17 protein-coding genes, 3 tRNA genes and 1 pseudogene are annotated in these 18,284 nt (G+C 33.5%); 10 read left to right on the top strand and 11 right to left on the bottom strand.

All coding sequences use genetic code 11. From position 1 onward, the window contains the following. Window positions 1-1,162 (top strand): annotated as a pseudogene (locus tag EPI11_RS19095) (DUF1566 domain-containing protein); the annotation flags it as partial. A 71-nt stretch (window positions 1,163-1,233) separates the two neighbouring features. Here the strand turns inward: EPI11_RS19095 and EPI11_RS10330 are convergent. After that, window positions 1,234-1,896 carry a hypothetical protein gene (locus EPI11_RS10330; RefSeq protein ID WP_128389892.1) on the bottom strand — a complete coding sequence of 221 codons (663 nt, stop codon included), beginning with the start codon at window positions 1,894-1,896 and terminating at the stop codon, window positions 1,234-1,236. Between the two features lie 490 nt (window positions 1,897-2,386). Here EPI11_RS10330 and EPI11_RS10325 point away from each other — a divergent pair, with 490 nt between their 5' ends. Further along, window positions 2,387-2,962 (top strand): hypothetical protein, encoded by a 576-nt coding sequence (locus EPI11_RS10325; protein WP_128389891.1) that lies wholly within the window; start codon window positions 2,387-2,389, stop codon window positions 2,960-2,962. A 25-nt stretch (window positions 2,963-2,987) separates the two neighbouring features. Then, window positions 2,988-3,605: a hypothetical protein gene (locus EPI11_RS10320; RefSeq protein WP_128389890.1), complete on the top strand. Its 618-nt coding sequence runs from the start codon at window positions 2,988-2,990 to the stop codon at window positions 3,603-3,605. A 357-nt stretch (window positions 3,606-3,962) separates the two neighbouring features. On the opposite strand, the gene EPI11_RS10315 is transcribed toward EPI11_RS10320, so the two are convergent. Then, entirely contained in the window at window positions 3,963-4,481 is a 519-nt protein-coding gene (locus tag EPI11_RS10315; protein WP_128389889.1) for a hypothetical protein, read from the bottom strand. A 64-nt stretch (window positions 4,482-4,545) separates the two neighbouring features. Beyond that, on the bottom strand, window positions 4,546-4,980 hold the full coding sequence (locus EPI11_RS10310) for a hypothetical protein (RefSeq protein WP_128389888.1): 435 nt from the start codon (window positions 4,978-4,980) through the stop codon (window positions 4,546-4,548). 286 nt (window positions 4,981-5,266) lie between these two features. On the opposite strand from EPI11_RS10310, the gene EPI11_RS10305 reads away from it, so the two are divergent. The 4 genes from EPI11_RS10305 (at window position 5,267) to EPI11_RS10290 (ending at window position 7,825) form a co-directional block, all read left to right on the top strand. Next, on the top strand, window positions 5,267-5,542 hold the full coding sequence (locus tag EPI11_RS10305; RefSeq protein WP_128389887.1) for a hypothetical protein: 276 nt from the start codon (window positions 5,267-5,269) through the stop codon (window positions 5,540-5,542). A gap of 4 nt (window positions 5,543-5,546) precedes the next feature. After that, a complete protein-coding gene (locus EPI11_RS10300) occupies window positions 5,547-5,900 on the top strand; it encodes a hypothetical protein (protein ID WP_128389886.1) in 354 nt (117 codons plus the stop codon). Between the two features lie 220 nt (window positions 5,901-6,120). Continuing rightward, window positions 6,121-7,344 carry an AAA family ATPase gene (locus EPI11_RS10295; protein ID WP_128389885.1) on the top strand — a complete coding sequence of 408 codons (1,224 nt, stop codon included), beginning with the start codon at window positions 6,121-6,123 and terminating at the stop codon, window positions 7,342-7,344. Then, entirely contained in the window at window positions 7,334-7,825 is a 492-nt protein-coding gene (locus EPI11_RS10290) for a hypothetical protein (protein ID WP_128389884.1), read from the top strand. Before EPI11_RS10295 ends, EPI11_RS10290 begins: the two co-directional genes overlap by 11 nt. 55 nt (window positions 7,826-7,880) lie before the next feature. On the opposite strand, the gene EPI11_RS10285 is transcribed toward EPI11_RS10290, so the two are convergent. After that, window positions 7,881-8,279 (bottom strand): helix-turn-helix domain-containing protein, encoded by a 399-nt coding sequence (locus tag EPI11_RS10285; RefSeq protein ID WP_128389883.1) that lies wholly within the window; start codon window positions 8,277-8,279, stop codon window positions 7,881-7,883. 170 nt (window positions 8,280-8,449) lie between these two features. On the opposite strand from EPI11_RS10285, the gene EPI11_RS10280 reads away from it, so the two are divergent. Together EPI11_RS10280 and EPI11_RS18995 are read left to right on the top strand one after the other, a co-directional pair. Next, window positions 8,450-9,283: a hypothetical protein gene (locus EPI11_RS10280; protein WP_128389882.1), complete on the top strand. Its 834-nt coding sequence runs from the start codon at window positions 8,450-8,452 to the stop codon at window positions 9,281-9,283. A 363-nt stretch (window positions 9,284-9,646) separates the two neighbouring features. Continuing rightward, window positions 9,647-9,793 carry a hypothetical protein gene (locus EPI11_RS18995; RefSeq protein WP_164879150.1) on the top strand — a complete coding sequence of 49 codons (147 nt, stop codon included), beginning with the start codon at window positions 9,647-9,649 and terminating at the stop codon, window positions 9,791-9,793. 157 nt (window positions 9,794-9,950) lie between these two features. On the opposite strand, the gene EPI11_RS10275 is transcribed toward EPI11_RS18995, so the two are convergent. The 7 genes from EPI11_RS10275 to rseP all read right to left on the bottom strand — a co-directional run bounded on the left by EPI11_RS10275 (window position 9,951) and on the right by rseP (window position 16,890). Then, window positions 9,951-10,457 carry an STM3941 family protein gene (locus EPI11_RS10275; RefSeq protein WP_128389881.1) on the bottom strand — a complete coding sequence of 169 codons (507 nt, stop codon included), beginning with the start codon at window positions 10,455-10,457 and terminating at the stop codon, window positions 9,951-9,953. A 284-nt stretch (window positions 10,458-10,741) separates the two neighbouring features. Beyond that, window positions 10,742-14,212 carry an nSTAND3 domain-containing NTPase gene (locus EPI11_RS10270; RefSeq protein ID WP_128389880.1) on the bottom strand — a complete coding sequence of 1,157 codons (3,471 nt, stop codon included), beginning with the start codon at window positions 14,210-14,212 and terminating at the stop codon, window positions 10,742-10,744. Between the two features lie 95 nt (window positions 14,213-14,307). Next, window positions 14,308-14,379, bottom strand: a tRNA-Arg gene (locus tag EPI11_RS10265). 51 nt (window positions 14,380-14,430) lie between these two features. Then, window positions 14,431-14,997, bottom strand: coding sequence for a hypothetical protein (locus tag EPI11_RS10260; protein ID WP_128389879.1), 567 nt, complete (start codon window positions 14,995-14,997; stop codon window positions 14,431-14,433). A 125-nt stretch (window positions 14,998-15,122) separates the two neighbouring features. Continuing rightward, window positions 15,123-15,196, bottom strand: a tRNA-Asn gene (locus EPI11_RS10255). Window positions 15,197-15,335: 139 nt separating this feature from the next. Further along, window positions 15,336-15,409 (bottom strand) — tRNA-Asn (locus EPI11_RS10250). Window positions 15,410-15,555: 146 nt separating this feature from the next. After that, complete coding sequence (rseP, locus tag EPI11_RS10245) at window positions 15,556-16,890, bottom strand: RIP metalloprotease RseP (protein WP_128389878.1); 1,335 nt, start codon at window positions 16,888-16,890, stop codon at window positions 15,556-15,558. Window positions 16,891-17,088: 198 nt separating this feature from the next. Between rseP and EPI11_RS10240 the strand changes: the two genes are divergently transcribed. Beyond that, window positions 17,089-18,171, top strand: coding sequence for an NADH:flavin oxidoreductase/NADH oxidase (locus EPI11_RS10240; protein WP_128389877.1), 1,083 nt, complete (start codon window positions 17,089-17,091; stop codon window positions 18,169-18,171). Window positions 18,172-18,284 lie beyond the last annotated feature (113 nt).

Raw genomic sequence — 18,284 nt, 5'->3', positions numbered from 1 at the left:
TGGTAATACAGGCGCATCAGGAGCTAATGGTATCAGTGCTTATCAGGTTTGGCTTGACAATGGCGGAACAGGAACAGAAACCGATTTTATAAATGCGCTTAAAGGAGCACAGGGAATACAAGGAATTACAGGTCCGATAGGCCCAACAGGTCCGCAAGGAAACCAAGGTCCACAAGGAATTCAGGGTGTTATTGGTAATAACGGAATAAGTGCTTACCAGGTTTGGCTTAATAATGGAGGATCGGGAACTCAGACTGCTTTTATAAATTCCCTTAAAGGAACACAGGGAATACAAGGTGTAGTCGGTCCAACCGGGCCACAAGGAAATCAGGGATTACAGGGTATACAGGGTCCTGCGGGGTTGTTGCCTAATTCTACACAAACGGGTGCTACTCCATTTTGGAATGGTAGTGCGTGGGTAATAAATAATGGGAACATATATAATAATGGCAGTAATGTTGGGGTTGGTACGGTAGCGCCTATTGTTTCGGCGAAACTGGAAGTTAATTCGACCACACAGGGTTTTATGCCTCCGCGAATGACGGCAGCACAGCGTAATGCAATAGCATCTCAGGAACCGGGATTGGTAATATGGTGTATTGATTGTGGTCCAAACGGTGAACTGCAAGTGCGCAATACTATAGGATGGACAAACATGATAGGTGGAACAGTATCAGCGCCACTTGCCATTGGTGATAATTACCAGGGCGGCAAGATTGGTTATATACTCCAGCCGGGAGACCCTGGATATAATCCGTCTATTTTACACGGAATAATTGTTACAGCGTCTGATTACGGACCAGCATCATGGGGATGTAATGGAACCGGCATTGGAACTTCATTAGGGCTTGGTACCGGACAGGCAAATACTACTGCTGTAGTTAATGGATGTAGTGATACAGGAATACCTGCCAAAGTATGTGATGACCTTGTATTGGGCGGTTATAGTGACTGGTACCTGCCAAGCCGTAATGAGATGTTCAAAGTATTTGCTAATGGCGCTACTCTTGGAATTTCTAATGTTAATGTATTTTATGTAAGTTCATCAGAATTTAGTTCAGGTCACATATATTCAGTAAGTGTATCTTCTGCTATTACATCTGTTCCTGTAGTTAGCGTTAAAACAGACTCAAGACTTTTCCGTCCGGTAAGAAATTTTTAATAATTAAAACTAAACATAAACAAAAAAATAAGGCTGCCAAATGGCAGCCTGTATAAATTATTTAATTGGTTTTAAGAACCACAGCATATTAAAAAAGTTCTTTTACAACGATTTAAGGCTGTTGTTAATTTAACATCTGCTTTTTCTAATTTTCTTACTCCTTGGTTGGCTGTAATAGTATTATTTTCTATCTGATCAATTATACCTTCCACTGCACTTCCATAAGCTTTGTTAGCGGCACTTGAACAATCATTAAAAGCTGTTTTGCACGTTGGACACGCATTTGGCGATACCGGAGCAGTTAACGGAGGAATGATACTTGGATATAGTCCGGGATTACTCCCAAGCTCATTGTAAAAGCCTAAATTTGCCTGATAGCTTACCATTCCTAAAGCGACAACATTTTCCCATTCATTTACTGCAGCTCCATAACTAGTAAAAGAAGTAGTGGATAAATTATTTGAAATCCAGAGAAGCATATCAGTTTCAGTGTCTCCCTGAATAGCTGCCGGATTACCGTTAAAGTTCATTTTTGTTACGAACTGATTCAATGCGGCATGCTCATTCTTGTAGCTTGGAGAGTTAATCATTTTGTTATACTGGGCTGTTAATGTAGCTAAACTCTTTTGTTTAAATCCATTGTCTTCCGAGCTGAAATTTGTTGTTTCTTCACTAGAACACGCTGCTATTACAGCCATAGTACATACGATCAAAAAAAATGAAATTTTTTTCATAAAAATAGGAATGATTGGTTGGTTGAGCTTACTTTCAGTTTTTAGCGCCTCTGTTTCAGCTTGTTCAAGGCGAGATATCTATATTAAAATTAATTTATTTTCAATATGAGAGATATCCTACATTAAATAATCGATGAAGAAAACACATTTATCGTTGAAACACAAAAATCATTAAAAAACAGGTAGCCAATAGCTTATGATCGATTTTGCCTGTTGGTACGAGCATCACACTCGTGCCCATTAATCCGGTTTTTGCTTAAAACATTTCAAATGTTTTATTCTGCTGTGGTTTTAAATATAATAAATTACTGTTTTAATTTAGGATTGGGCACGAGCGTTACGCTCACAACGAAGTGTTATTAGATTGTAAACTGTTTGCAAAAAGATAGGATAAAAGTTGTTTTTAATAGGTATTTTCTTAATTTAGTGCTCGCTACAAATCTAATTGTAGCATTAATCAATTCTTATTAACCTATTAAAACGATCTGAAATGAAAAGAGTATTTCAAATGTTACTAGTGGCTCTTGTAGTAGCGTCATGCAACAAAAAAGCAAGTACTGAAGATGCAAATGCTGACACTGCTACTGAAACTAAAACCGAAACTCCTGCTGTAGCTTATGTTTTTAACGAGGCTGACTGGGTAGAAACTGACCTGAGCGCTATAAATAAAGCGTACCCAATCCTGGTAAAACTGCCTAAAACAGCAAAAATTACGCCGAGTGATGTTAACCCTGAAGAGCTTATGGTTACTATAAATGAAGAAACTGGCGTTGATGTTAGTACTACTTTTGAAAATACCACTGAAGAAGCTGTTAAAAGGTATAAAGCACAATTCGCTGCTGGGGCTAAAACCACTAAAGTACTAAAAGAAGATGCAGATGGTTTTATATATGAAGAACTTGCTACAGAAGGTTATGATGCCCAATACAGGTTTTTCTTTATGCTAAAAGCTAAAGGTGAGGGCTGTTATGTATTTCACAACCGTGCTACAGGTATAGTTGGCGGCACAAAGGAAGCTGCTGAAAAAATGTATGAAACTATTAAAAGCTCTGCGAAGTTAAAATAATTATCCTTAACAACATTTTTAAACTATGAAACAATTTAGAATTTTAGTCTTAGCAGGTGTAGTGATCTTTGCATCTTGTAAGAATGAACAAGCAAAGGAACCAACAGAGGAACCAACGAAAGAAAATACGGTTAATGTTGTAAGACCAGAGCCAAAAACAACTGTATCTGGTACTTCTTTTATAGATGAAAGTAAGAATACTTATGATAAACAATTTCAAACAGGAACTTATACAAAAGACAAATATACTGTTGTAAGTTATACTACAAATGCAAAATACGCTGAAACAGATATCGATTATCGTGCACCAAAAGATGATGAACAATTATTAGCTGTAAACATTGGCCTTGAGAGTCTTGAATGTAATGGAGTTTATTCTGGAATGAATACAAGTTTTTCTATTCATTTAGATGATAAATCAGAAGGAATACAAAAGTTTACTTCTTTTAAACCAGAATTTTTTAAAGCAAATCCTAATGCTGTAAGTCCTAATACAAACAATGATCTGGTTCTAAAAAAAGGTGAGAAAGCTGAAAGAGTATTTTATTTCGTAATACCTAAAGATGCAAATCTATCTAAAGCATATTTGAGCCTGTATAGAGGAAGTGATATAGAGGAGCTTAAGGTACAATTGAATCCATAATTTTTGAAAAAGTTTTAGTATATGAATAATTGGTTTAACAAATTAAGCATTCACTATAAAATTGCACAGGATAAGATGAAATATTTTATCCTGTTTTTTTTACCTAAATTTTGAGTTAATTTTAAATAATTACACTCAATGGGTTATTAGTTGAAAATTTTAGCGGTTTAGACGGTTGCAGTAAACTTAGAAATTTCTGCAAAAATTTTAATATCAATTATGATTTTAATTTGCACATCTAAAGTTTAATTTATTCTCGCCGGCACGAGTGTGATGCTCGCGCCAAAGAGAGTTATAATCCTAATTTAAAACCTATAAAAATATAAGGCTGCCATTTGGCAGCCTTATATAAGTATTTTATTGTCCCGGTAATGTGGGCATAGTATGAATATATTCTTTAGGTTTCGGGAATTTCTCCGGGTATTCTTCCCTAACTTCTTCTTCCAAAACAATTGCTAAATCAAATTTCCTAGTCGCTTTAATTGTTTCAAATAAATAATTATGGTAAGCTAAGTTTTCTTGCAGTTCTATTTCCTGAGCTATTTCTACAGCTGCCCATTCCTTTTCGGCTTCTTCCATTGTCTTAAAGTTTGTTTGCTTTAAGTTTACTTTTATCCATTCTAATACCTCCATTTCTTGGAATTGTTCACTATCAGAAGGCGTAAGATTAAGTTTATCTCCATAGTCGGAAACTAACTTGCTTTCTTTTTTATAACTATCAGTATCAATTCTTTTTATGAATAATTCCTTAAGTTTTTTATACCGTACTTCATACGGAATAGTGTCTTTTTCTTGTTTTTTGGCACCCTGACTAAAGCCCAAAAAAGGAATAATTGAAAACAACAAGGCAACTAAAAAATTTGATTTAATCTTCATATTTTATTACTGTTTTATTAAGTAACACTTTATCTCCCTGCTGGCGCGATAGCGTGACGCTCTCTTAAAAAGAAAGATATTTTTGCAACACAATTGGCACCTCGTTTGGGACATTTCTTCGGATGTGTTCACTAATGCTCGTGTGAAAATCATGTAACGCCTTTTCAAAATCTACAAATGTCGTTTCTATGATTATTGATGAAAAAGAAGCAACAATTTTTAATTGTTCTCCCTGTCTTGAAAACTCTAATGTATCGGCACTTTCTGTAAACTCAAAATATTGCTTAGTAGCATTATCTCCTTTTAGATCATTAACGATGTGTTGCAAACAATGAGCAAAGTCTAATAATGGTATCCATTCCCATTCCATTTCAATACTTGCATTAGCAGAATGCAAACACACATTTCCCAATAAAAAATAATATTGTATTTCTTCGTCGGTCATGTTGTTAATATCATCAAACTGTTCCGATATTATTTCATACTTTATAGTAAACATCTGCTATCTAAATTAAAATGTTAATGTTAGTATCACATTACCATTGGTTCTTCGGTTTTTACTAATGCTAAAATATACTATTTTACAATCAAAGCTTTATCATTTGGAGTTTTGATTTTTTGTTCCTTTTTCTAATTTCTCATCTCCTCGTTGGAATGGGCATGATGCTCGCGCCAGCAGGGGGTATTTTTCTGTAATTTAAAATCAGGTATTTTTACGTATAGATTATTGCCTTTCAATAGATATATTTGGTCATTAACGTATTCATCGCCTTAACAATAAAATTATGACATTTACTAAAGTACAATTAAAATATAAGGATTATACTTGGAAAGTTGATAATGGAGATAATCCTCAATATATTGGCATATTGGATAGAATAAAGCTTGACCGCCAAGAGGGATATGAAGTAGTATGTTTTGCCAATGCATATGCTAAGAAACATATTTTTTTCCCAACTGTTGAGGATCTTCATAAAATTGAGGACATGTTGAGAAATTCAGTCCCATCATCAGTCGTAATGAAAGATGAAATTGCAGATTTTATGGATAAAAATTGGTAATTTGATGAAATATCATTTCTCTTATGATGTAATTAATTACGAAAAAGATTTCGGAAGCTATGATGAAGCTAGAAGATATATGCTTTGTGTATTATCTAATACTGGGTTTGTTGATATTGCTAGTTATAATGCTTCTACATTCATAATAGAATATGATAAGGATACATCTACGTTGCCCGATTATTTGCATACAAATCTTTCCAAATATTTTTATTATTCTCTTTCACTGGTTGGTAAACAAGCTGAGGGGACAGAAATGATAAATCATCATCCAGATATGGGGTTAGATATTAAAGTTAAAAAAGAAATTCGAAACTTAGATTGTTCAGGTTTAGGTAAAGAAATAAGTAATAACTGATTCTCTCTCGTGGGCATTATTTCCATAATTTCAAGTACTGCTGTATTACCAATGTATTAGGTCAGTAAGTCCTGTTGAAACAGGATTACTACTTTAGTTTATGATGATGCACGAGCGAGACGCTCGCGCCAGCAGGGAAATTTGGTTTTAAAGTTTCGTTTAATATTACTAGCTCTGTAGAAATCTTTATATTTGTTTTTGAAATAAATGATGAAATAAAATGGCTAAATTAAAGGTATACAATGTTGGGCCAATTAGAGAAGGTCTGAAAACTAATGATGGATTTATCGATTTTGCAGGCATTACTGTATTTATAGGAAATCAAGGCAGTGGTAAAAGTACTATTGCTAAGCTTTATTCTACACTTAGTTGGATTGAAAAAGCATTAATAAGAAAAGACTTTACTGAGGACTTTCTTACAAAATATAATAGATTCCAAAAAAAATATTTAGCTTATCAAAATATTCATAATTATTTAAATGCCAAATCATACATAGAGTATATAGGAGATGCATATAAGTTAATCTATAAGGATGGGCAATTAAGTGTCATGAAATTAAAGGAAAAAGATTATAGTTTTCCTAAAATTATGTATGTTCCCGCGGAAAGAAACTTAGTTAGTTCTATAGAAAGACTTGACAAGATAAAAAACTTACCCTCACCATTATATACATTTTATGATGAATACGCAGATTCCAAAAGCGAATTTTTGGATGGAATCGAATTACCAGTATTAGGACTTAAAGTAGTTTTCAACAAGCAAGGGCAAGCTATATTAGTTGGGAATGATTATGAAATTAATTTAGTTGAAGCTTCTAGTGGATTTCATTCATTAGTTCCTTTGGTTGTTGTTACGCAATATCTTTCAAAAATTGTTAAAAATGAGTTGAGTAAATCTAAAAAAGAATTTAGCAGAGAGGAAGAAATTAAATTGAGAAATACTATAATAAAGTTATTGAATAGAGATGATATGTCGGAAGATGTATTAAGGGTAGCTCTTGAACAAATTTCTTCTACATATACTTATAAGTCATTTATAAATATTGTTGAAGAACCTGAGCAAAATTTATTTCCAGAATCTCAAAGACAAATTTTGAACTACCTTTTTAAATTTCATAATGAGCATATTATGAATAGATTGGTAATTACTACTCATAGTCCATATATTATAAATTACTTGACATTAGCAATCAAAGCTAAAAGCCTATTTGAAAGAACTAAAGTTTCAGAAATCAAATCTAAAGTTTCGGAGATTGTACCTGAAGAATCAGTTATTGACAGTAACAAAGTTTCTATATATGAACTTAATGAATCAACGGGGAAAATTATACAATTAGAAAATTATCGTGGGCTTCCATCTGATGAAAATTATTTAAATAATCATTTAGAAGAGTTTAATTCTTTATTTATTAATCTTTTAGAATTAGAAAATAATGCCGATTAACTTTTTTCAAAACGGTTGTAAAACAGAATCGGATAAAGTCAAATTTGGCTTATGTGATGATATTCCAAATGCTTCCGCTTATATTGATGAGTCTGATGAATCGAAGTGGATCGGGATAGTAAATAATCCTGAAAAGAAAAATGCGGAATTTTATGCTATTGATAATTGCGTATCTATACGCAAAGTGAATGGCGATTTAGAAAGCAGATGTGATGGCGTTTTAAAAGAAGGCACGAATTTAGTGTTTGTAGAATTAAAAGAAAGAGAGTCTAAAAATTGGTTTGGTGATGGAAGAAAGCAAATTACTAACACCATAAATATTTTCAAAAACAATCATGACATAACTGAATTCACAAGTATAACAGCGCATGTCTGTAATAGCCTAAAACCAGCAGCCAACAGAGGTAGAGCAGTTTCAATTCAAATGTTTAAGGACGACACAGGTTTTATACTTAAAGATATTCAAAAAATTACAATTTAATACGCCAATATTGTAAAATAAAAAAGCCCCAAACAATCTTCGAGGCTTTTTTATTTTACTTCATCAACTTCTCTAAGTAAGCCACCTTATCTTTCTCTGCTTGTAGCAAACGTTCGTAAAGCTTTTCTTTTGATTCGAAAAGTTCAACCACTTTGTCAATCGGATTGAATGTACAGTGATTATTAAATGTTCCTTCACTACTATCATTAAAATTGTTGAAGTAGTTTATTGCTGCTTCTTCCGAAAAGTTTTTGATTGCTTCCACAGTTACACCAAGTGCCCTTGCCACCTCGATAAGTTTTTCGTCGTCTATTGTCTCACTATTCTCCATTGCAGATATTGCCTGCTGGTTTGTACCCAATGCCAGCGCTAACGCCTCTTGCTTCATGTCTCGAAGTTCACGAATACGGCTAATTTTTCGGCCTATATGGTTTGATTTTGTTGGTGTATTCATAGTTCAAAGGTAATAATTAGGTGTAAAAACTAAAGGAATCCGTAAAAAACAGGTTTGTAGCTGTAAATTACATAATTAAATGATTTGGTACTGTACTGACTGTTATTTACTTGTGCTCCATAAACAAAAATACAATTTTTAAGTAATGTATCACCCACAATAGTAAAATTATGGATCATGTTATCCTGCTGCCCAAAGAACACCTAAAAGCCTACCTGATAAAGAAAATTACCATAGAGATATTAGACTGCATCAATCCTGATTCGGTGTACCTCTCGGGCAGTACTACCGCAGCAGGTCCCGAAATTATTTTCACCATTTTTATAGACACCTTATACACCCGCCCCGAAACAGAACTGCAGCTCATCGCCGACAGGATACTAAAACCGTATGAGTCGGTTGTCTACCGCCTGTTTTCCTGCGACTATGCTCGTGATGCTATTCAAAAAGGGAATTTGTACCTGCTCACGCACTGCACTTTCGGGACTATGGTCTATGCTGGCGAGGCGTCCGGTAGTGGTTTCAGCATGGATGCAGTGATGGTTCAAACGCTGCTCGTCCGAATAAAAGATGGGTTTAAAAAACGTATGGATCATGCGGGTGCTTACGCTGCTGCGGTTTTACAATATATAGAATCCGGAAAGTATGCCGATGCGGTGTGCCTGCTTCACATGATATTGGAATTGCTTTTCAAGACTGCCCAGTCGTTTTTAATGGGTCGTGAGTTACCGTCAAAATCCATCCCCGAACTTCAGGATTATATAAAGGTGTTTGCGCCGTCTTTGGGCACGCTGTTCAACCCCACCGATGCAACCGAAGTCCGTTTGCAGGTGTTGCTGTATTCGGCTTACCGTAACAAACCTCACCTGGATATTTCAAAGGCAGACGCTGAACGATTATACCAAAAAGCAACTTGGGCACAGCAGGAGGTAAGCCGGCTCTTTGAGGGTGCCATACGCGACTGCGGGGATAGAGCAAATACAGAGTTGGTTGTTGAACGCTAGGCCGTGGTTGGCATAGCAGAAAACCGCAGCTCCTGGCTGCGGTTTTTATTTATAGCTTTCATTTCGGGAGAGTTACCCTTTCGTTTTGATAGGGCTTTATAAACTTAAATGAGTTTGTGTTTTGAGTACTTCTTTGTTATTCAGTGCTTTAATGTGTCTGCAATTGTTTTGGTATGTGCTTTGTTTTATAGGTGGAAATCAAGATCGTAATAGCAATCATTATGAAAAAAATAATTTCCCGAACCGTAAAAATTGCAGTACTAATTATAATGACACTTACCTGTTTTGCAGTTACCTGTGTGGCCGTTTTTTTCGGTTTGGTAAGTATGTTCCCGAATTAAAAGTCAGACCAAAATATAAAATATGAAAGCAAACAAAACAAGAAAAAAAGAAGCAGCAGAACTTAATGCATCCGATAACGCTATTCAGAAAAAAGACAGGATCATAAACATAATCGTGTTTAGCGTGGTTCTGTTTATTGCTGTTTTAATGCTCTCTCAAATAGCGTAAGTTTTACTTGTAACGGTTGATGAATTTTTGCAGGAGGGCAGCGTCGCCTTTTCGGAGATGAAATGCAGGACTATTAATATAGTACAATGGTTAGTATAGTAAAAAAACCGCAGTTCCCGGCTGCGGTTTTTATTTTAGCTTTATAATGATAATGCGATTATAAGAGAGTTTTATTATTCAAAATTTCTAATAGCTCAAACCTGTCAATTTTTAGATTGCTGACATTTATAGCTACAGGTGACCCAAAAGCCTGGATATTGTTTTTAGCAAGCCTAAGGCGGGTGCTTTGCAGTTTATTCAATATGCTGTCACTGTTTTTAAGATGTAGTATTATGAAGTAGGAATACTGGTGGTTTACCATATTTACCTGGCTTATATTATTCCACGGAATTATTCCTGTTTCAGATAAATTGGCGTTGTCCAGGACTCCCATGTTGTCTAAAACTAATCCGGGTTTTTTACTGATGATTTTTTTAGTTCCGATCCAAAGAACAAGTAGCAGTACAGGAATTGCAATAACAAGAACCAAGATAAGTTTGATTGAAAAAATGCCATCGAGGGAGAGGTAATAAGCAAATAAAATGGCTGGGGTAATTACAGATATAAATAAAAAGGGAAGTAGTACGATCCTTGATTTATTTATTGGAATTTCTATTGTTGTCATAGTTACAAAATTGAAGACTCTTGCATCACTTAGGTGTGTTTGTATAAATGATGTTCCCTCAGGGTTTAGATAAAGGATTGCGAATCTATCAAAAGGAAGTAAACTGAACTTTAAGAGAATATGAAAAAAATAAATTGCCTTGACGAGAGAAATGTCGTGGTTTTTTTGAGAAAAACTTAAAGAGAAAATATAATATTTAATATAAATCTTAATTTAGATAATAAAAACCATACTAATGATTCTTTTTCTGATTTGACTTGTATTATTACGAAGAATTGAGAGTATTAAGACTGATTAGTATAATTTGAAATTGCAATTTGAGATTTTGTATAAATATCAAAAATGTAATCAATCATCCCAATCTGTTTTAAAATGTAATAATTTTCATCATTCTTAGCAAATTCATATAGTCCTATATCAAAATAAATTCCAATTTCTTCTGAGAATATGCATCTTCTTTTTTTCTTTTCAATAGTTTTTGTTATAATATTATATAATTTATTGTAAGCATTCTTATTAAGAAAATACTTTTGTATATCTTCATTCGTATGGTAGTCTTTTAAAAAATAGATGTCTAAATTCATAATTGAAAATTCAATATCTAAATGATTTAAAAATAATTCTATATACCATTCAGAATTCGAAGATCCACTATCGCCAAATTTTTTTTTATTTTGATTCCACTTTAAATTAAATTCGATCTTAAAAAAATCTATAAAAGACAATATTGTTGATTTTTCGGAAGTAATATCTATAGATGTAATAAATTTTTTTAGCTCTGGAATTATTATAGTATTTTTTAATCTGTGGAAGCACGAAATATTTAATATTTCTATAAGAGTATCTTGAAAATCACATAGGTATTCAAAAACATTTTCTTTAAAAATTTCATCATCTTTTATTGTTTTAATATACTCGGCAATGAAGTATATCCGAATATCAGGTTGTGAAAATATATACCATTTTTTATGTGGGATTATTAACGGACTAAGTATTGTTGGAGAAAAGTTTAAAATGATGTTTGTAAATTCCTTTTTTAATTGACTTTCAGATATTGAGTAATCGTATGAGAAGTCAATACTGGTTGATAAATTATAGAATTTCTCTTTTAAAATTTCAGGATTTAAATTTTTGGACACAACCCAATTGGTAAAAAGTTCATTCAGTATAGTGAAGGTGCTTAGGTTTTCATAGTTGAGTACTTTACTATTAAATAAATTAATAAAAGAATCTAAAATATCTTTGTTTGTTGTAAATGGTTTTAATATTGATTTTTCATTTTTTACTTCTTTAATAATGAATTTTATTAAATTTTTATCGTTACAATTGTAACCAAGGTAACTTTTTAAATTAAACTCATTTTCATAAGTGTCAATAGGAGATAAATATTCATCTACTATTTTATCAAGCGGGTTTGATTTGATTTTTTCTCGAACAGTATTTTCTTTAGCACTTTCCTTTGTTCTATTTTTTTTAAAATTCCGAAATGGTCTTTCAGCTATCTCTTCAATTTCTAGTACAAATTTTGAGGTTAGTCTTATTCCATATAATTGAGCAACTTCTTCAATAATGTATCCTAAATGACTATCCAGTTTTAAATCCATTTCGTGCCATTTATAATAATCAATATCATCTAATATTTGATATTTAATTCCCGTTCTAATTTTCAGAATATTCTGAGCATAGAATTTATTAAATTCAAAAGGATAAATATCTATAAATTCGTAGAAGCTATAATATTCATTTGTAAATGTTATTCCATTATAATAATGTTGTATCAACTTATTTTCATCTAAATCGATAAATGAATGTATCAGTTTAATTATAGAAGGAAATATAGTCATTGAATGCTGATCAACTATTTTATGACCTTCTTGATAATTATCTATATCTTTCATTACTTCATTAATAATAAATTTCCTTACATCAATGTTTGAGTTTTGAGATATTTTAAAAAGATCATTTAATTGACTGATTTTGAAATATTTTGTTTCTTCTGAGGTAAATCCAGTCGTAAAATCATTAGTATATTCTCGAGCATCTTGTGTACAAAAATTCAATAAATCAAATTCTTCCAACAATTTTTCCTTAAGAATTTCCTGTAATATTTTTGAAAGGACTATTTTTTTACCATAAAGCGGAATATCAGACTCGAAATCATCAATTTGATTTTCAATAGTGTCAAAAACATAGATTAATTGATTAAAAAAAGGTACGTTTTTAATTAATGGCCTTATCCAAGTTCGTCCATCGATTCTTAAATATTCAAGTAAGTAGTCCTTGATTCCTGGATTTTGAAAACGGATAAGAATCTGTGAAGAGCATTCTTGTTTTTCTGATATAATATAAAAATCTTCAAGTAATCTTATTTCATTTGCAAAGTCTAATGGATTAATATTTAGGTTCAGTTCTTTTCTTACGTCGCTTTGTACTTCTTCAAAAGTCGTTTCCAAATCAGTTAGACTAATTGGATCACTAGATATTAAAATGATTAATAAAATTAATTGTGAAGTATTGTTTAATATTATGAAATTTTTATTCCAATACTCATTGGGTTTCTCAAAATATTGTTCAAGTTCTTTATAAAAAGAATATTCATTATTGTTTTCTTTTAATTGAGTTTTACAAAAATATTCAATGTTTCTTGGAGAGTAGTTACTATGATTTACTATTCTTTGAAATTGATCATTGTATTTTAGATGACTGATATATTTCTTCTCAAAATTATAAAAGTATAAATGATTGAGAAATATTCTTGCTTTATCTTCTTCACTATACTCATTCAAATTTATTGTAAAGGAGTCAGTATTTAATATTTCGCGAGTTTCATATTCAGCGTTACTAATGACATCTCGAATAATGTATTCTCTTGAAGTTAAAATAAGATAATGAGATGAACTCTTTTTAAAATCATTAATGATACGAGTGAAATTTCTAAGTCTAGTATTATTTTTATATGTAGGACTGAAATTTTGGCCCCAAAAGTCGTCTACAACGATAAGTTGCTTCTGATTATCTATCAATAAGCCTTCAATATCTTGTAAATGATTATCAGAGACAAAAAAAATATTATTTATTAGTTTTTCACCGATAAAATAATTTACGATCATTTTTGCCATTGTTGTTTTGCCAACACCGGGATTCCCTGTCAAGATTAAAACCTTTTTGTCTTCTAAAATATCAATACAGGTTTTGAGATTAAACACATTATGAAATAACTTGTGTTTCTCATTTATATCTAGTAAGAATGATTTAGTTGATTTATAATATTTACTATTTACAGTATTGCTAATTATATCCTCGACATATGAAAGATTCGGAATTAGTAATTTTGAGTAAATTTTCTTCAGATAGTTATATTCTTTATTCCCAAGATATTTATTAAGTTTTTCGTTATCAATTATATCGTTTTGGTTTAATATATATCCTTTAAATAATTCTAATATTTCTTCAGCTTGAGTATCACTCAATTTCATGCCGACGCATAAAATATATCTATTGGGCTTCTTCTTTTGACATTTTTCTACTTCTTTTTTTAAAGACCTCTTTAATCCATTATAGTTGTTAGGATTATACAGTTTGCATTGCCCAATTATTATATCCTCTGTATTTGTAGATTTAAAATCGATGCCTCCATCTTTACCGGGCTTATAACTCGTAAATTTGATGGGATTTTCTCTTATTTCTAAGATATCTCTACAAAGGTTTTCGAATTCAGTTGGGAATAATAAATTATGGAAGTCAAAATTTGTCATTATGATTAGCCTTATAGGGCGTAATTTACAAATACTTTAATAAGTAGTGTTTGCAGAGATGAAAAAACCCTTACAAAATTGTAAGGGTTTTTTTGTAGCCTCGCCAAGAATCGAACTTGGATCAAAAGTTTAGGAAACTCCCATTCTATCCGTTGAACTACGAGGCCATCGATTTTTCGAGGTGCAAAGATATAAAATTTAAAGCTATCTGTGTGTTATTATTTAATCACAAATTTTTGTTTTTCCTTTCTGTAAAGAAGCAATGTTAATCCTGTGGCAAAAAGCAGGCAGCTCAATACCATGTAGGTTCCGTTTTTTAATATAAAATAGGAAAAGCCTACTGCAGGTGCTCCAACAATAACCATTAGAGAGCTTATCGTATGGGTTTTTATAAAAGCTGCTGCGTGAACAGCCAGTCCTATAAAAAGCAAAGAAGGCCCTATAATAATAAAAGGAAATAAAATAGATGGAGTGTTGCTTATATGTTCGCTTAATTGTTCCCTGGCGGCATCGTCATTGCCAAAGCTCCACATTATAAAGTCAATAGTGCAAAGACCTATGTGGGCAATAACACCTAAGGTCGTCAGGACAGATGCTGTACCAGAAAGGCTGTTCTTTGGGAATACATTATTGAACGAGATTAGCAATACTGCACCAGTCAGGTTGAACCAGTGCGCGAAGTCTACAGGTTTTTGAAAGTAGGATAATGCTGCGCCCTGCGCAAACATTATATAGCTTATAACAAAAAACAATAACCCCATCAGGCAAAGACTCCTTGGTTTCATAATTTCCTTTTGTTTGTGTGGCAACAGCACTAAAACAAATATAGCATTATAATCGAATAGGAGAGGGAATGAAGTGGTATTGAATAAAAACAAAAAAGCCTCACATTACTGTAAGGCTTTAAAAGCTCCCCCTCTTGGGCTCGAACCAAGGACCCTCTGATTAACAGTCAGATGCTCTAACCAACTGAGCTAAGGAGGAAACTGTATATTGTATGTGTAATTTTCTAATGGATATCAGTTAAATTACATTTTTATAAGAACGTATTGATTATTAGAACACTGCATTTGCGTTGAAATAAGAAATAAAAAAGCCTCACATTGCTGTAAGGCTTTAAAAGCTCCCCCTCTTGGGCTCGAACCAAGGACCCTCTGATTAACAGTCAGATGCTCTAACCAACTGAGCTAAGGAGGAAACTGTATATTATAAATGTAATCTTCTAATTTATATCAGTGAAATTACAACTTGTTTAAGAACTTGTGGCTTACTAGGTGTTTCCCTGTTATCGCGGTGCAAATATATAACCATTTTTAGTTTTCGCAAACAAAAACGAAAAAAAATTAAAAGAATTTTCGAGCGATTATTTCGTAGATATCTTTACCAAAAGTTAATACCATGAGGCTTAACAGAATAATCATCCCTACGGTTTGTACTACACTGGCAGCCTTATCGCCTAATTTTCTACCTGTAATCATTTCTGCAATGGTAAATAGGGCATGGCCGCCATCTAATCCCGGTATTGGTAACAGGTTCATGAAGGCAAGACCTATAGAGAAAAGAGCAGTGAACTTCCAGAAAAACTCCCAATCCCATGTAGTAGGAAGGCTGGCAGCAATACCCACAGGGCTTTTCACGTGCTTGTAAGCACCTGTTGAAGGGCGAAGGATAAGTTTGAACTGCTTTACATTATATACCAATAAGAAGTATGATTCTTCTACAGCTTTATGGATTGCCGTAAAGAAGTTGTATTTTTCGGTGATTATAAAATTCACTTTTTCTGCTGGTATTTGCATAATACCAATGGTCCCTTCGTTAGAAACATTAGATGTAACCGTAAGCGGTTCATTGTTTCTAACAATATTGATTGCTACAGTTTTGTCTTTGTTTTTAAAAGCTTCTTCGTTAAGTTGTTTTTGATAAAGAAGATTTTTGTTGTTTATCCCTACAATTTTGTCTCCTTTTTTCAATCCTGCTTTTTCAGCATTCGATCCCGGTACAATAGAGTCGATAATTGTACTTGTAACTTTAGGATGGATAAAATCTCGACCTTCTTTGTCAAGTATTTCTTTTTTGTCTTCGTTAGTTAAATGAACCGTAATAGGTTTGCCGTCACGTAATACTTCTACATTGTCACCTAATAGAATATCCAGTATAACACGATCAAAACGTTCTTGAGACTTGCCGTCTACGCTTAGTACTCTATCGCCATCCTCAAAGCCTACTTTTTTTCCGGTAGAACCAAAAACTAGTCCGTCTTTTTGAATAAGCTCTGTAGCTACATATTTCTTACCATAGGTGCAGTATACCATAGTGTAAATAAACCATGCAAGAATAAGGTTTACTATAATACCTCCAAGCATGATGATAAGCCTCTGCCATGCCGGTTTAGCACGAAATTCCCATGGCTGTGGCGGGCTTTTCATTTGCTCAGTATCCATGCTTTCATCTATCATTCCTGATAGTTTTACATATCCACCTATTGGTAACCAACCAATACCCCATTCTGTATCACCTATTTTTTTCTTGAAGAGCGCAAATCCGGCATCCATAAAAAGGTAAAATTTCTCTACCCTTACTTTAAACATCTTTGCGGTAATATAATGCCCAAATTCATGAAGTACTACTAATATTGACAACATAAGTATTAACTGGGCAATCTGTACAAGTGTATCCATTCTAAAGTTTTAGTGTGCTTAAATTAACGAACAAAAATAGTGTTTTCTGATTACTTCTGCCGATTTTAATTTTAAGCTGCTGTTTAAATGTTTGTTAATTATTAAACGTTACGTTTCCTGTTTAAGTTTTGTAGGGTAAATTTACTCTACTTAGGCATTTACTGCTACTCTGAGCTATTTATCTAAATCATAAACGTTATGGCTTCACCCTTATTTTCATTGTTACAAATAAAAAGTATTATTCTTAGAAATAGGATGGTAATATCACCCATGTGTCAGTACTCTGCAGAAGATGGTTTTGCAAACGACTGGCATTTGGTGCATTTAGGCTCACGTGCCGTAGGCGGAGCATCACTAATTATACAGGAAGCAACCGCTGTTTCACCTGAAGGCAGGATTTCACCTGAAGACCTTGGTATTTATAAAGGCGAACATATAGAAAAATACAAACAGATAACAGCTTTTATATTGTCGCAAAATGCCTTTCCGGGAATACAGCTTGCCCATGCAGGCCGAAAAGCCAGTACATCGGCACCATGGCAGGGCAACCGAAAACTAACACTGGATGAAGGTGGATGGAGAACGGTAGCACCAAGCGCGATACGATACCATGAAGATGAAGCACTACCGCCTCTTGAACTGGATAAAGAAGGAATAGCAAAAGTGATAGCCGACTTTAAAGCTGCAGCACGTCGTGCACATGAAGCCTGTTATAAAGTACTTGAAATTCATGCTGCACACGGTTATCTTATACATGAATTCATGTCGCCATTGTGTAACACGCGTACCGATGAATATGGTGGAAGCTTTGATAACAGAATTCGTTTACTGCTTGAAATTATTGAAGCGGTTAAAACGGAATGGCCTGTTGACCTGCCATTATTCGTGCGTATTTCCGGAACGGATTGGGCAGAAGGCGGATGGGATGTAGACCAGTCGGTAGTATTAGCAAAACTACTTAAAGAGAGTGGAGTAGACGTGGTAGATTGTTCATCGGGGGGTGCAGTGTCGCATCAGAAAATTCCGGTTGAGCCAAACTATCAGGTGCCAATTGCCGAACGCGTTAAAAAGGAGGCACACATCTGTACTGCTGCAATAGGGCTTATAACCGAAGCCGAACAAGCTGAAGCAATTCTTAAAAACGGTCAGGCCGATTTGGTCTTCTTTGGGCGTGCATCTTTGCGTAATCCTTACCTGCCTCTTACCTTTGCACATGAACTTCATACCGACATCATTTGGCCAAAACAATATGAACGGGCACATGTAAAAGAAAATAAATAAAAACTTAGAAATCTATCTAATAATAGAGTGAAGCTAAGGCCTTAAACTTTGTGCCTTGAATTTTTGTTTCTTTTGTTTCAAGACAAAAGGAAAGTAGAAAAAAGTAATAAAAT

It is taken from the genome of Flavobacterium cerinum (genome assembly GCF_004028155.1).
In the GTDB taxonomy this organism is placed as follows: Bacteria; Bacteroidota; Bacteroidia; order Flavobacteriales; family Flavobacteriaceae; genus Flavobacterium; species Flavobacterium cerinum.
This window is presented reverse-complemented; position numbering and strand designations above follow the sequence as displayed.